16 protein-coding genes are annotated in these 12,536 nt (G+C 53.2%); 11 read left to right on the forward strand and 5 right to left on the reverse strand.

What is annotated here, in order from left to right; translation table 11 throughout:
• The first annotated feature begins 35 nt into the window (after nucleotides 1–35).
• The 4 genes from JCR24_RS10460 to JCR24_RS10475 all read left to right on the forward strand — a co-directional run bounded on the left by JCR24_RS10460 (nucleotide 36) and on the right by JCR24_RS10475 (nucleotide 3,830).
• The gene (locus tag JCR24_RS10460; RefSeq protein ID WP_129447279.1) at nucleotides 36–260 is read left to right on the forward strand and encodes a glycosyl hydrolase-related protein; all 225 of its coding nucleotides are present in this window, start codon (nucleotides 36–38) and stop codon (nucleotides 258–260) included.
• Nucleotides 261–727: 467 nt separating this feature from the next.
• Nucleotides 728–1,462, forward strand: coding sequence for a CAP domain-containing protein (locus JCR24_RS10465; protein ID WP_011230938.1), 735 nt, complete (start codon nucleotides 728–730; stop codon nucleotides 1,460–1,462).
• Nucleotides 1,463–1,680: 218 nt separating this feature from the next.
• Nucleotides 1,681–2,946, forward strand: coding sequence for an MDR family MFS transporter (locus JCR24_RS10470; RefSeq protein ID WP_238980582.1), 1,266 nt, complete (start codon nucleotides 1,681–1,683; stop codon nucleotides 2,944–2,946).
• A gap of 134 nt (nucleotides 2,947–3,080) precedes the next feature.
• Nucleotides 3,081–3,830 (forward strand): zinc ribbon domain-containing protein, encoded by a 750-nt coding sequence (locus JCR24_RS10475; RefSeq protein WP_011230940.1) that lies wholly within the window; start codon nucleotides 3,081–3,083, stop codon nucleotides 3,828–3,830.
• Here JCR24_RS10475 and JCR24_RS10480 read toward each other — a convergent pair.
• Nucleotides 3,820–4,482, reverse strand: a complete 663-nt coding sequence (locus JCR24_RS10480; RefSeq protein WP_014195621.1) for an SIMPL domain-containing protein — start codon at nucleotides 4,480–4,482, stop codon at nucleotides 3,820–3,822. The two genes, JCR24_RS10475 and JCR24_RS10480, sit on opposite strands and share 11 nt — an antisense overlap.
• Before the next feature lie 20 nt (nucleotides 4,483–4,502).
• On the reverse strand, nucleotides 4,503–4,631 hold the full coding sequence (locus tag JCR24_RS17480) for a hypothetical protein (RefSeq protein WP_013145587.1): 129 nt from the start codon (nucleotides 4,629–4,631) through the stop codon (nucleotides 4,503–4,505).
• Between the two features lie 159 nt (nucleotides 4,632–4,790).
• Between JCR24_RS17480 and JCR24_RS10485 the strand changes: the two genes are divergently transcribed.
• Together JCR24_RS10485 and JCR24_RS10490 are read left to right on the forward strand one after the other, a co-directional pair.
• Nucleotides 4,791–5,435 (forward strand): 5-bromo-4-chloroindolyl phosphate hydrolysis family protein, encoded by a 645-nt coding sequence (locus JCR24_RS10485; protein ID WP_014195622.1) that lies wholly within the window; start codon nucleotides 4,791–4,793, stop codon nucleotides 5,433–5,435.
• A gap of 2 nt (nucleotides 5,436–5,437) precedes the next feature.
• A complete protein-coding gene (locus JCR24_RS10490) occupies nucleotides 5,438–6,628 on the forward strand; it encodes a toxic anion resistance protein (RefSeq protein WP_238980583.1) in 1,191 nt (396 codons plus the stop codon).
• A 338-nt stretch (nucleotides 6,629–6,966) separates the two neighbouring features.
• Here JCR24_RS10490 and JCR24_RS10495 read toward each other — a convergent pair whose 3' ends face one another.
• Complete coding sequence (locus JCR24_RS10495; protein WP_013145584.1) at nucleotides 6,967–7,479, reverse strand: YndM family protein; 513 nt, start codon at nucleotides 7,477–7,479, stop codon at nucleotides 6,967–6,969.
• A gap of 15 nt (nucleotides 7,480–7,494) precedes the next feature.
• Entirely contained in the window at nucleotides 7,495–7,623 is a 129-nt protein-coding gene (locus JCR24_RS17485; RefSeq protein ID WP_255781797.1) for a hypothetical protein, read from the reverse strand.
• A 154-nt stretch (nucleotides 7,624–7,777) separates the two neighbouring features.
• Here JCR24_RS17485 and JCR24_RS10500 point away from each other — a divergent pair, with 154 nt between their 5' ends.
• The 5 genes from JCR24_RS10500 to JCR24_RS10520 all read left to right on the forward strand — a co-directional run bounded on the left by JCR24_RS10500 (nucleotide 7,778) and on the right by JCR24_RS10520 (nucleotide 11,795).
• Nucleotides 7,778–7,966, forward strand: a complete 189-nt coding sequence (locus tag JCR24_RS10500) for a YozQ family protein (protein ID WP_014195626.1) — start codon at nucleotides 7,778–7,780, stop codon at nucleotides 7,964–7,966.
• Between the two features lie 153 nt (nucleotides 7,967–8,119).
• The gene (locus JCR24_RS10505; RefSeq protein WP_013523547.1) at nucleotides 8,120–8,527 is read left to right on the forward strand and encodes a VWA-like domain-containing protein; all 408 of its coding nucleotides are present in this window, start codon (nucleotides 8,120–8,122) and stop codon (nucleotides 8,525–8,527) included.
• Between the two features lie 175 nt (nucleotides 8,528–8,702).
• A complete protein-coding gene (locus JCR24_RS10510; protein ID WP_238980584.1) occupies nucleotides 8,703–10,004 on the forward strand; it encodes an ammonium transporter in 1,302 nt (433 codons plus the stop codon).
• Between the two features lie 17 nt (nucleotides 10,005–10,021).
• Nucleotides 10,022–11,074 (forward strand): DUF294 nucleotidyltransferase-like domain-containing protein, encoded by a 1,053-nt coding sequence (locus JCR24_RS10515; RefSeq protein ID WP_238980610.1) that lies wholly within the window; start codon nucleotides 10,022–10,024, stop codon nucleotides 11,072–11,074.
• Nucleotides 11,067–11,795, forward strand: coding sequence for a 3'-5' exonuclease (locus JCR24_RS10520; RefSeq protein WP_238980585.1), 729 nt, complete (start codon nucleotides 11,067–11,069; stop codon nucleotides 11,793–11,795). Before JCR24_RS10515 ends, JCR24_RS10520 begins: the two co-directional genes overlap by 8 nt.
• 163 nt (nucleotides 11,796–11,958) lie before the next feature.
• Here the strand turns inward: JCR24_RS10520 and JCR24_RS10525 are convergent, their stop codons facing one another.
• Entirely contained in the window at nucleotides 11,959–12,450 is a 492-nt protein-coding gene (locus JCR24_RS10525; protein ID WP_174435194.1) for a PCYCGC motif-containing (lipo)protein, read from the reverse strand.
• Nucleotides 12,451–12,536 lie beyond the last annotated feature (86 nt).

The raw sequence follows: 12,536 nt of genomic DNA on the forward strand, positions 1-12,536 counted from the left end.
GTAGCAAACGATGAGACGGTGGGGGATGGAGATCGATGCGCTTTGTCGAACGGGTGCGGCTGTATGCCGATAAGCTCCTTTTTTACAATTCAACGCCAACGATAACGACGGCGGCGTTCCAATGGAACAAGCCGTTTTCGGGCGTTTTTCGCGCGAATCTCAACGAGGAGCCGCTTGACTCGCTCGCGGCGGACGAATGCGGGACGTTTGCCGTCGAGGTGAAGCCGAATGAAGTGCAAACGGTGCTCGTTGTCGACTAGGAACGAAAAAGATCATGACAGAAGCTGGGGCTGATCGCCACCAGCTTCTTTTTTAAAACAAGAATGTGAATATCTCCCCTGTTTTGTAACACAGCTGTAACAATTGTTAAACGAAATGGTCCAAAAAAGAGGCTGTCAACTCCCTTTTTCCTAGAAAAATGTGGGTGGCTAGAATAATAGAGGGGAAAAAGGAAGGGCAGTTAGTGAAAGGATGCCGCTTCCAATCGTTGCAACTGCCGTGATGGGCAGCCAACTGGCAATGAAAACAAGCGCTTGTTTTTCCGGGTGTTGCCAGCCTGCGTTTTTTTCCATTTTAGCCCAAAAATATTACAAAAAACCCGTGTTATAATGAGGGCGAAGGCAAGGGAACAACGAAACCGTTCCTCTTCGAATCTCATCGTGTAGGCATGACTGACGGACGCAATATCTCTGAAACTTTCAAATAGAGGATACAAGGAGGAATTCCGATGAAGAAAAAAATGGTAGCAACAATCGCAGCTTCGGTCGCACTCGCCGGCGCTTCGTTCGCGGCAACGAAAACGGAAGCAGCTGGGACGACGTGTCCGACAGCGAATGCGTATCAAGTAAAATATGTCAGCACAAACGTTCAAGATTTTGAGAAATGGCTGCAACAATACTTCCCGTTCGTGTCGTTTCAACCCGTAAAACCGGCAACACAACAACCGGCGGCAAAACAGCCAACGACAAAACCGCAGGCGCCGGCAACGGTCAAACAGCCAGCGACGAAACCGGCTGCGAATACGCCAGCACCGGCGAAAACGCCAGCGACGGCCCCAACAGCAGCACCGCAAAAAGCAACTGGCTTAAACGCCTATGAGCAACAAGTCGTTGAACTGACGAATAAAGAGCGGGCAAAATACGGCTTGCCGCCGCTTCAAGTTGACTTGGCCCTCAGCAAAGTCGCACGCGAAAAATCGCGCGATATGGCCGTGAACCACTACTTCTCGCACAACAGCCCGACGTACGGTTCTCCATTTGAGATGATGAAAAAATTCGGCATCTCGTACACGGCTGCCGGGGAAAACATCGCCAAAGGCCAACGCACACCACAGGAAGTCGTCAATGCGTGGATGAACAGTGAAGGCCACCGCGCGAACATTTTGAACAAAAACTTTACGCACATCGGCGTTGGTTTTGAAGAAAATGGATATATTTGGACGCAGCAATTCATCCGCAAGTAAGAGACAAAAGAAATGCAAGTCGAGGGTGTCCCAAAAGGATCGGGACACTTTTTTTTATTATGTATATAGGCATGAAACAATATGTTGTGTTTGGTTTAAGGAAAAACACCCTTTTGGGTCAGCCCTTTTTTATTTGAAAAATATTTCTCCGATCCCCTATAAAAATATGATATAATTTCCAAAGAAATTCGAAAGACGAAAGATTAGGGGGACAGCGGATGCGAATACGCGATTGGGACCGCAACCTAAAAGTGCGCCTGTTTGGCGAGGCGCTCATGAATACGACCTTTTGGATGTTTTTTCCGTTTATATCGATTTATTTTGCCGATGCCTTTGGCAAAGAGACAGCGGGGTTGTTGTTGATTGTTTCGCAGTTGTTCTCGGTCATCACCAATTTAATGGGCGGCTATTGTGCTGATGTATTCGGACGCAAGCGGATGATGGTGTTATCCGCCTACGGACAGGGGGCGGCGTTTTTCGTTTTCGCCTTGGCCAGCTCCCCGTGGTGGTCGTCGCCGTTTGTTGGATTTCTTAGTTTTACGCTGGCTGGCATTTGCGGGTCATTTTATTGGCCGGCGAGCCAGGCGATGGTGTCCGATGTGGTTCCGGAGAAAGACCGGAGCGATGTGTTTGCTGTGTTTTACACATCCATCAATATTTCTGTTGTCATCGGCCCGACAATTGGCGGTCTTTTTTATGCTGAGCATCGGTTTGCCTTATTGCTTTTGGCGGCATGTTCATGTTTTGCGATGGCAACACTGCTCTCCAAAACGTTGCGTGAGACGGCGCCTCTAGCCGCAGCCGGCCAACAAAGGAGAGGGACATGGCAGTCTTTTTTGCGCACGCAGTTCAAGCAGTATGCCATCATTGTACGCGACCGTGTCTTTTTCCTGTTTATCGTTGCTGGAGTGTTGGTGGCACAAACGTTTACACAGCTTGACTTGCTGATCCCGGTATATACAAAAGAAACGGTCGAAGCCGAAACATGGGCAGGATGGACGATTGACGGCGCGAGCGCCTTTAGTTGGCTCATTGCCGAAAACGGTCTGTTGGTCGCACTATGCACGGTGGCTGTGACGCGTTGGATGTCTCGCTACTCGGAGCGGCAGGCGTTTGTGGGTTCATCCGTCTTATACGGCATCTCGATGTGGCTGTTTAGTCAAACGTCTTCGCTGCTCGGATTGATCGCGGTCATGGCGCTGTTTACGCTGGCTGAGTTGATGACAGCTGGCTTGCAGCAATCGTTCATTTCCCGCTTGGCTCCGGAGGCGATGCGCGGCCAATATTTTGCCGCCGCCAGTCTCCGTTTTACGATTGGGCGGATGTTGGCGCCGCTGTCGCTCGCCGCGGCGGAATGGATCGGCTATGCATGGACGTTTGTTGTCCTTGGGATGCTGGCGCTAGGAAGCGCGGCCTTATACGCCTGGATGTTTCAACAAGTCGGGCGGCGAATGGAGCGACCGAACGCTTCGTTTTCGCGATAATGGGCGGTGCAAACGGCTATCCGTTTTTCGCTCAGGCGGGTATAATAAAAAGCGCACCGTTGTTCGTGTAACATATATTCCCTGTCTCTGACATAAAGTGGAACTAGACAGCGAGAAGGAGAGGGGAAGCGCTCATGAAACCGCGCGTGTTCGAACCGGATGCCATTGAGGGGGAAACGGGAAGCCGCGGCGGTCAGAACGGCGCCGCGGCGTTGGCGCGTAGCGAAAAGAGGCAGCAGGCGCGCGTTTTGTCTCGGGAAAAGAGGAGAAAAAAGCAATACCGTCTCATCGGCTGGCTGCTTGTCGCCATCGTCGTTCTGTGGGGGGCGAGCACGCTTCTTTGGAGCGGGTATGGGGCGTTGAAGACGGCCGCGAGCCGAGAAATGGCCATTATGCGTTTAAAAGATGCGATCGAAGACCGCGATGTGGCCGCTTTGCAGGCGATGCTGCGGGTGACGGAGGAAAGCGTGCCGATCAACGAGAAAACGTTGGCGCCGTTGTTCGCGTATGTGGAACGGCACCCAGAAGCGTATAAACAGCTAGATCGGGAGTTTGCCCGCCAGCGCAAGAGCGGCCACGTGTATATTAAAGGATTGACATCTTACCCGCCGGTGTTTACGATTCATGTGTTTGAGGACCGGTATGTGTTTGAGCCAGCCCTCTATTTTCTCCATGTGCGCGTCGATGATCCGGAGGCGTCGCTTGTCGTCAATGGGGTGAAAACGGAAGAGGAGGCGACGAAAGACCCATTTGTCAAAAAAATCGGCCCGTATTTGCCGGGCGCGTACGCTGTGACCATCGTCCATTCGAACGGGAAAAAGAAAACCACCCGCGTCGAGCTGTTTGGCGGCGCTCGTGTCCATGAAGTCGATATCACGAAATGAACGAATAAGCAAATACCGCTTCCACGACGGCGGTAATGACAACATCTTGCGTCTGCACAGGCGGCGCTGATGAGGGAACGCTGAGAACAGCCGGACCGTATGGCGTCGGCCGGATCGATGACTGTTCTTTCAGTTCAATCGGCGTGTCATAAAGAGGCAAGCTGAGAGCGCGGGCGATGGCCAGCGCTTTTTCTTTGGCGTTTTTCACGGCCAACGCCAATGCCTGCTGGTAATAGGCTTGTTCGTTTGCTAGACGGAATTCCAAGCCGCGGGCGAGGTTTGCTCCATGGGCAACGGCCGCCTCGTAAATGGCGCCGGCTTTTTTAGGGTCGCGGACGGTGATTTCAAGCCAATGTTCGACTCCATAGCTGGATAATACGTCGGCTCCATTGTGATGTTCGTATTGGGGATAGATGGAAAACGCCGTCGTCTCCAAATCTTCTGTTTGCACGCCAAGCGCCTTGAGTGCTCCAATGACTGCGTCGGTGCGTTTCGCGTTGTCAGCAAGCGCTTCTTGAATATGGACGTGTTCGGTGCGCACCCCGAGCGCAATGAGGACGGTGTCTGGCTTGGCGATGACTGTCCCTTGGCCGGTGACGGTCAGTGCGGCGCGGGAGGCGGTTGGCGGTGTGGGGCGGTGCCAAGGCTGCATCGTGTTCCCTCCTTCTGCTGTTAGGCAGTTTTTTTGTCATCATCCGCCGCCTGCCAATAGTAGACGCGCGGCAGTCCGGCATAGCACCAATATTCTTTCAACAGCGAGATCGCGACAAAGGAGACAAGCTGCCAATTGATCGCTTTCATCCCGATTCCCCTTTCGATGGCCCTGTTACTATAGCCTATTCGAAACGGCCATTGTCCTATGCGCGCCGTCCAGTTGGCGATGAAACTTCTTTGGGCGCTTGTACGTATCATGGAATGGACATGCTATAATGAAAGAAAAGATAAAGAAGGAGAGGGACAATGAAGCAGCTGCTTCGTACGATATGGCGTTGGTTTGTCTCATGGAACGCAGGGGTCATCGTCGCGGTGATCGTATTCATCACTGCTGATTTTCGCTTTTGGCCTTCGATTTTATCCGGAATGGGGGCGATGTGGGGGGTGTCCGCCATCATGAAAAGGCGGCATCATCGCCTGCCGGCTGATGTGTCCGCTGAGGAGCTTGTCTACGTTCGCAGCCAGCTTGGCGAAGCGCGCGCGTTATGGAAGCGGCTGCGTCGCGCTCGCTATCGGCTTCGTTCTGTGGTGATGTGGCAAACGGTTTCCCGGTTGAGTGCCATCGTCGATCGAATCATTCGCGCCATCGAGCAACAACCACATCAACTGCGCCTCGCCCAGCCATTTTTCTTAAACGAATGGCCGACGGCGGTGGAGATGGTGGAGAAATACGTTTATTTGGCGCAGCAGCCGGTGCAAAGCGCCGATATGGCAAAAGCGTTGCAGGAGACGGAAAGAGTGCTTGACGAGCTGACTTCAGCGGCTGAACGGCAGTTGCTTGAGGTGTTATCGAACGACATCTGGTCGCTGCAAACGGAAGCGAAATGGCTCGAGCGATCGCTCCGACAATCGGATGGGCTTCGTCTGCCGCTGTCAAAGAAAGGAGAATGACGATGGACGAACGGAATCACGGGATGGAATCGACGGATTGGCTGCAAGGGCTGGAACGGACAAGTTCCCTTGATGAGCTGCTTGCAAAGCCGTTTTCTTCGCCGGCCGAACCGCGGCTCAAGGAGGAAGAAAAGCCGGCGCGCGCGCTTGATGCGTTGAAGCCTGAGCATCGGGAAAAAGCGCTTGCGCTCGCCAAACAAATCGACCCGGCCAACCATCAGGCCGTCTTGCAATACGGTGTGGCGGCGCAAGCCGAGCTGTCGAAGTTTTCTCATGCGATTTTGCATCATGTGCAAACGAAAGACGCTGGGCCGGTCGGCGAAGTGATCAGCGAACTGATGGCCAAAATTAAGGAGGTCAACCCCGATGACCTAATGCCGGCGAAAAAAGGGTGGCTGTCCCGCTTGTTCGGCGCAGTGGCCAAGCCGCTGCAAGAGATGGTGGCGAAATACCAAAAAATCGGCGTTGAAATTGACAAAATCGCTGATCGGCTTGAGAAGCACCGGCATTTGTTGCTTCGCGACATCATGATGCTTGAGAAGCTCTATGAAAAAAACAAAGACTATTTTGAAGCGCTCAATATTTATATTGCGGCAGCGGAATACAAACTCGAAGAGCTGCGGACGAAGACGATTCCAGAAAAGCAAGCGGAAGCGGAGCGCTCCGGCGACCAAATGGCATGGCAGGATGTACAGGATTTGCGGCAGTTTGCCGAGCGGCTTGAGAAGCGGGTGCATGACCTAAAGCTCAGCCGGCAAGTGACGATTCAAACGGCACCGCAAATCCGCATGATTCAGCATATGAACGAAACGCTTGTCGAGCGGATTCAATCGTCGATTTTGCATGCCATCCCCCTTTGGAAAAATCAAGTCGTGATTGCCTTGACGCTGTTTCGGCAGCAAAGGGCGGCTGCGGCGCAAAAGCAGGTCGCCGAAACGACGAATGAGCTGTTATTGCGCAATTCGGAGATGTTAAAAACAAACAGCATCGAAATCGCCAAGGAAAACGAGCGTGGCTTGGTTGATATCGAAACGTTGAAGCGAACACAAGAAAATTTGATCGCTACGCTCGAAGAAACGTTGAAAATCCAAGCGGAAGGCCGCTTAAAACGGCAGCAGGCCGAACGCGAGCTGGCGGCGATGGAAGCGGAATTGAAACAGACGCTGCTTGCGCTGAAGCGACCGGAGCAATAAGGGCGGATAGGAGATCGTCCTGTTTCGGCTTGCGGCCAAACGTCCGATGGATCCGCCCATGGCTGTAGAAGAAAGCGCCGAAAAACCAAAGATCCTCATGCGAAACGGGTGTCTAGCGAACGAGAAGACACCCGTTTTTTCGTTCGCCATCTGTGTTATGATTTCCCAATTGAAGCTCCCCCACTTCCCTTTTGTACAGGGCGCAACCCAAAACGAAGTGGAGATGCAGCCATTGAATGTTCCAAACAAAGGTGGAGTCATTCACGTTGAAGCCCTGTTTGGAAGGAAGGAGAAGCGGCTGGCGTCTCAGACTGCAGCCGCCAACATTTGTTCCTCCTTCATAGGATGGGGGGATGGGGAGGCTCTTGATGATGCTGTTCATCCTCTTGTTCCGCTCGTTCACGATCGTTGCCGTCCGGGCGGGCGGCGCGGACATCAAACTCTTCTGCCGCCTCCGTTTGCCATTGGCGGCCGATGAGCGGGGCGTCTTTTTCACCGTGCTCGACAGTGACAAATCGCAGCACATAGGCGTGAAACAGCAATTCTCCGAACGCTGTAAGCAGAGCAGAGAAAAACGCCGCGTTTAATATGGCGGCGCCGGCGATGTCATAAAACGCACCGATGCCGATCCATACCGCCACAAACACAAGTCCAAAGTCGGCAATCGTCGCTGAGACGTTGCCAAGGCGCCGCAGAACGTACAAGTCGCCGAGCGCATAGGCGACAAGCGTCAGCCAAAGGCTGAACCATAAAATCTCTGCCGATGAAATGCGCAAAAACAGCGGTAAAATGGCAAACATCACCGTGGCGGTCAGCAAATATTTCAGCACTAACGCAAGCAAATGTCTCATTGGGATTCGCCGCCTTTATTCTGCTGGATGGTTTGGACCTTCTAGTTTTTTATCGCCGTACCCCGGCTGTTTTTCCCTGTCTTTGTCCGGTTGCTGCTTTTTTTGTTGCTGTTCAACGCTGTCGTTTCGTGTTGGCTTTCTCATCGGGGCTATCATCCTCTCTTGATCGTTGTTTATTCGTTAGTTTGCCACGTTTGCCTTTCTATATGCATTCATCATCCATAAACTTCCTCTGTTCATTTTTCGCTCTTGTTTTCACACTAATCACGAAACAGCATTCATGTAGGAGGAATGGTGGATGACGAAAAAGAAACGGCCCGTTGCGATTGCGGGGCAGCAATACGATCCGGCAGATGGCGGGGACGAGTCGTTTGTGTATGAGGCGCTCTCTGAGACGCGCGAACAGGTAAGCGATGTGTATGCAGAAGGAACGATTGAGGCGGCAGTGAATCAAGAAAATGGTTCGAACATCCCCCTTTCGCAGTAGTAAGAAACGTCAAGGAGCTGTTCCTTGGCGTTTTGGTTTATGTTTGTGAAACGGGAGGGGAAAAAGGAAAGAAAAACAGTTCGTACTTTCCCCCATCGTCGTCTATACTAGTAGTGCGCACGGCGATTCACCGATATAAGGGGGATGATCATCGTGAGATGGCAGCGGGCTTTATTGGCGTTGCTCAAAGAGCGGAAAGACCATTCCATCGCGTTGGCGATCGACACATCAAACCGTCCGGAGCGGCCAATGCTCATTCAAAACATTGTGAAGCTGTTTGAAAAGCTGCGCCCGGACACGCTGCTCGTCCAAGCGGATTTTAAAATTCGCGATGTCTCTCCGGTTGGCGTGGCGACGATTAAATATTTCAAGCACGGGAAATCGTCGTACACCGAAGTGCTGGAATGGGCCGCTGCGCAAAAAATCGATACGTTGTTTTACATCACCGATGTAACCGGCTATTTTTATGAAGAACTGCAAGTCGACTATGAAGTGTTTTGGCTTGTGCCGGACGATTATATGCCGCGCGTGCCGTTTGGCAAGCCCATTCGTGTGGCGTAACACTGTGAGGAATGCCCCTCGTGATGAGGGGCATTCTTTTTTTGTTAAGAAATTTAACAAACTTTTTGTGTTTGAAACCGATTTCAACCAAAAACACGTGTTGCTTTTGGTTGGTTTATGTTATATATTATGACATATAAAAGGGATGATAAATGACAAAAGGGGGATGCGTAAAATGGATGAAAAAACGTTGACGCTTGGGCTGGATGCCCTCTGGGTCATGCTTTCGGCGGTGCTCGTCATCGGCATGCAGGCCGGATTTGCCTTGCTTGAGGCGGGGTCGACGCGCATGAAAAACTCCGGGCATGTGGCCGGCAAACAAATATTGAGTTTTGCCATCGCTTCGTTGGCGTTTTGGGCGTTCGGTTTCGCCATTACGTTTGGCGCCGGAAACGGGTTGATCGGGACGGAAGGCTGGTTTTTAAAGGCCGGAGAAGGGACGTTTGATTCGCTGGCATGGGCGAATGTGCCGCTCGAGCTGAAATTTTTGTTCCAGCTTGGGTTTGCCGGTGTATCGCTCGCCATTGCTTGGGGCGGTTTCGCTGAGCGGGCGAAGTTGTCGGTCTATTTTCTGTTCGGGGCGATTTTCACGATTGCCATTTATCCGGTGGTCGGCCATTGGGTGTGGGGCGGCGGCTGGCTCGGGCAACTCGGGATGCAAGATTTTGCCGGTTCGACGGTCGTCCATTTGCAGGGGGCGATTGCGGCGCTCATCGCCACGGTCTTGCTCGGCCCGCGCATCGGTAAGTTCAATAAAGACAAAACACCGAATGTCATTCCTGGGCATAACCAAGTTTATACCGTGATTGGCGGTTTGATTTTATGGATCGGCTGGTTCGGCTTTAACGCTGGCAGCACGATGGCGGTTGGCGACGGATTTTTCGGCTATGTCGCGCTGACGACGAATTTGGCTGCTGCGGCAGGGGCGGTTGCTGCGATCTTGACGGCGAAAATTTTGGTCGGCAAAGCGGACATTCCGGCGATGGTCAACGGTGTGTTGGCGGCATTGGTTGCCATTACAGCGGCGTGCGCGTTCGTTGAACCGTGGGCGGCGGTCATCATCGGGGCAGTGGCGGGATCGTTCACGTTCTGGACGTCCATCTACTTCGAACGCAAAGGGATTGATGATCCAATTTACGCCTTTTCCGTCCACGGCATTGCCGGCATTATCGGCACGATTTCAACTGGGTTTTTCGCTTCGCCGCGTTTAGTCGAGATCACGGGCATCGGGAAGGCCGGACTGTTTTACGGCGGCGGATTTGATCAGCTGATTGTGCAAACGGTCGGGGTGCTCGGCGCTGCGGTGTATGTCGCTGCCGTTTCGTTTATCATCTTATATGCCATGAAGAAAACGATCGGACTGCGTGTGACGGCGGAACAAGAAATTTCAGGTCTTGATATTAGCGAGCACGGCTCTTATGGCTATCCGGAACAGCTCGATCCCGCGTATCAGCCCAAGACCCTCGCCCAGCAGTAGCCAGGAGGGGAAAGGTGATGGAATCGTTGGCGGAAAAGGTGGCCGAACGGCTAAGTGCAGCCGAGTCGGCCGCCGAACTTCGTTTTTGTCATGATGAACTGGCGCGCGAACTGCGGCGCTGTCTAGCACCTGAACAAATGAAGCAGCTTGCAGGCGACGTCGTTTGTGTGCATGAAGCCATCCTTCGCCGCGCGTTCTTCCTTGCGGAGCGGGAGACGATGAAACGGTCGGTCGGCATTCGTCCCCCGGCGTGGTGCTGGTATGTGATGGGAAGCATCGGCCGGTGTGAGCCGACGATTTGGACGGACCAGGACCACGGCATTTTATTCGACTGTCCTGAGGAAGAGGAGGCGGCTTGTTATGAATTCATCCGCCATATGGCGGCGGTTGGGGTGGACATGTTGCATGAGGCCGGCTATCCGTACTGCTCCGGTTACGTGATGGCGACGAACAAGCGGTGGGCGCAGTCGGTCCGCGGTTGGGAGCAACAACTTTCTTCCTATTTCGAAAGCGGGTGGCCGAACGACATTCGTTTTTTGTTGATTGCAATGGATATGCGGCCTCTTTATGGGGAAGCAGAATTGGCTGAGAAGGCAAGAAAGGCGCTGTTTGCGGCGGTGGCCAAACGGCCGCCGCTGTTGGCGCGCATGGGGGAGCACGTTCAATTCCCTCCGGTTCCGCTCGGTTGGCTGGGCAACGTGCAAACGGAGCGATGGGGGCCGCACAGTGGGGCCGTTCATATGAAACAAAGCGGCTACGTGCAACTCACTAACGCTCTGAAATGGTTGGCCTGTTTTGCGCGAGTCCCAGCGGCGGACACGGCAGAGCGGCGGCGGGCGCTTGAGGCGGCGGGCGTATTGACGGCGCCGCTTTCCGACGCCGTTTGCGAGGCGCTTTCTGTTTACTATTCGATTCGCCTTAAGTACAGCACTGAGGCGGGGGACGGACGTGAATATGTGTTATGGCGGGCGCTTGAGCGGACGGAACAAAAGCAGCTGAAACAAGCGATGCGCACCGCAAAACGGTTGCAGCGCTTTGTCGCCCGGCAGGTGGCTCGCATTCATGCATGAGCGGCACCGGTTTTGGCAGCGGGCGCTCCGCTTGTTGTCGCTCGGCGTTCCGCGCGAGGCATCATCCGCCTTATTTGGGCATGACCATTCGCTGCAGCAGGAAATGTGGCTGCGCTCGCTGCAAAAGGAAAAACAGCACATCATCAATTGGCATGACCGTTTGACTGACATCCCGTTTGTCATCATCGATATGGAAACGACCGGCTTTTCCCCGGAGCAAGGCGATGAAATTTTGGCCATGGCGGCAGCGAAAACGGTTGGAGGAGTCGTGACGGATGCGTACATGACGCTCGTCAAGCCGGAAAAGCCGATCCCGCAACACATCTCCGCCTTGACCGGCATTGAGGCGAAGGATGTGGTGTTCGCTCCGCCGCTTGCCGAGGCGCTGCGCACGTTTGTGCCGTTTATTGCCGCCGGCGTCTTAATTGGCTATCATATCGGCCATGATTTGGCGTTTTTGCGCCATGCCCTTTGGCGCCATTATCGGCAAAAATGGAGCGGACGTTTTGTCGACTTGCAGCCGATGATGACGCTGATCGGCCATTCGTGCCCGACGTTTGACGATGCGTTAGCTTGTTATGGCATCCGTTGCCCGCGCCGCCATACGGCGGATGGCGACGTCGAAGCGATGGCGAAGCTATGGGCGATCTTGCTTGATGAATTCCGCCAGCGCGGCATCGAAACATTGCATGACTTGTACGCCGCGCTCAGCCGGTGTTGATGTTGCCTGTGCGAAGCCTTTGTGAACTCTCCTTGAGAGGAGCGAAATCCAGTTTCAGCAGCCTTGTTTCTGTTGATCGAAAAGCAGTGGGCGCTCGGTGGGGCAAACGGGGGACTGGCTGCAATGAAAAAAGCGCCGGATTTGGCGCTTTTTTTCGTTCGTATTAGAGCGGCTTTGTCGGCGTCGGTTCGGCGTAGCCTTCTTTATATTTTTCATCGATCATATGCCGAATGTCTTTGATCGATTTCCCTTGATCGTAAGCGGCGATCGATTCAGCGGCGATGTCGAGGCAGACGCCGCATTTGGTCGCATGATCATCCCAGACGACCGAGCCGTCTTTTTTATTTTCATAGACAAAGCAGTCATAATTGTTCTTATGGCCAGCTGATTGCCCGCAGCCGCAATAGCAAGGGATATTCTCAAGCAGCTCGCGGTGTTCAGCAGCCTGTTGGTACAAGACAGCCATCTCTTCTTCAAACGCGCTCAAAAAGCTTGGCAAATGCTCGATCGATTTTGTCGTCTCCCGAATATCGCCGGTGGCGGTTTTCGTCATCTGCGAGTGGCTTTGTTCCTGAACGCCGTCATCGGTGCAGCTTGAGAGCAGAACGCTGAATGACAATACACATGCGGTGATGAAGGTAGAGCGTTTCACCATCTTTCTTCCTTTCCGTGCGAGGTTTGCATTTTGAATGTACCATACCGATGGATAAGCAGCAACTATATAGATGCAACAAAGAAGTT

The sequence above is a fragment of the Geobacillus sp. YHL genome (genome assembly GCF_022341265.1).
In the GTDB taxonomy this organism is placed as follows: Bacteria; Bacillota; Bacilli; order Bacillales; family Anoxybacillaceae; genus Geobacillus; species Geobacillus thermoleovorans.

Bases quoted from the DNA above. Each gene is read 5' to 3' on its own strand.
- JCR24_RS17485 (WP_255781797.1), bottom strand. From the start codon at position 7,623: ATGAGAAAGCCAACACGAAACGACAGCGTTGAACAGCAACAAAAAAAG.
- JCR24_RS10480 (WP_014195621.1), bottom strand. From the start codon at position 4,482: ATGCAGCCTTGGCACCGCCCCACACCGCCAACCGCCTCCCGCGCCGCA.
- JCR24_RS10495 (WP_013145584.1), bottom strand. From the start codon at position 7,479: ATGAGACATTTGCTTGCGTTAGTGCTGAAATATTTGCTGACCGCCACG.
- JCR24_RS10460 (WP_129447279.1), top strand. From the start codon at position 36: ATGCGCTTTGTCGAACGGGTGCGGCTGTATGCCGATAAGCTCCTTTTT.
- JCR24_RS10525 (WP_174435194.1), bottom strand. From the start codon at position 12,450: ATGGTGAAACGCTCTACCTTCATCACCGCATGTGTATTGTCATTCAGC.
- JCR24_RS10490 (WP_238980583.1), top strand. From the start codon at position 5,438: ATGGACGAACGGAATCACGGGATGGAATCGACGGATTGGCTGCAAGGG.
- JCR24_RS10500 (WP_014195626.1), top strand. From the start codon at position 7,778: ATGACGAAAAAGAAACGGCCCGTTGCGATTGCGGGGCAGCAATACGAT.
- JCR24_RS10520 (WP_238980585.1), top strand. From the start codon at position 11,067: ATGCATGAGCGGCACCGGTTTTGGCAGCGGGCGCTCCGCTTGTTGTCG.
- JCR24_RS10510 (WP_238980584.1), top strand. From the start codon at position 8,703: ATGGATGAAAAAACGTTGACGCTTGGGCTGGATGCCCTCTGGGTCATG.
- JCR24_RS10470 (WP_238980582.1), top strand. From the start codon at position 1,681: ATGCGAATACGCGATTGGGACCGCAACCTAAAAGTGCGCCTGTTTGGC.
- JCR24_RS10515 (WP_238980610.1), top strand. From the start codon at position 10,022: ATGGAATCGTTGGCGGAAAAGGTGGCCGAACGGCTAAGTGCAGCCGAG.
- JCR24_RS10465 (WP_011230938.1), top strand. From the start codon at position 728: ATGAAGAAAAAAATGGTAGCAACAATCGCAGCTTCGGTCGCACTCGCC.
- JCR24_RS10485 (WP_014195622.1), top strand. From the start codon at position 4,791: ATGAAGCAGCTGCTTCGTACGATATGGCGTTGGTTTGTCTCATGGAAC.
- JCR24_RS17480 (WP_013145587.1), bottom strand. From the start codon at position 4,631: ATGAAAGCGATCAATTGGCAGCTTGTCTCCTTTGTCGCGATCTCGCTG.
- JCR24_RS10475 (WP_011230940.1), top strand. From the start codon at position 3,081: ATGAAACCGCGCGTGTTCGAACCGGATGCCATTGAGGGGGAAACGGGA.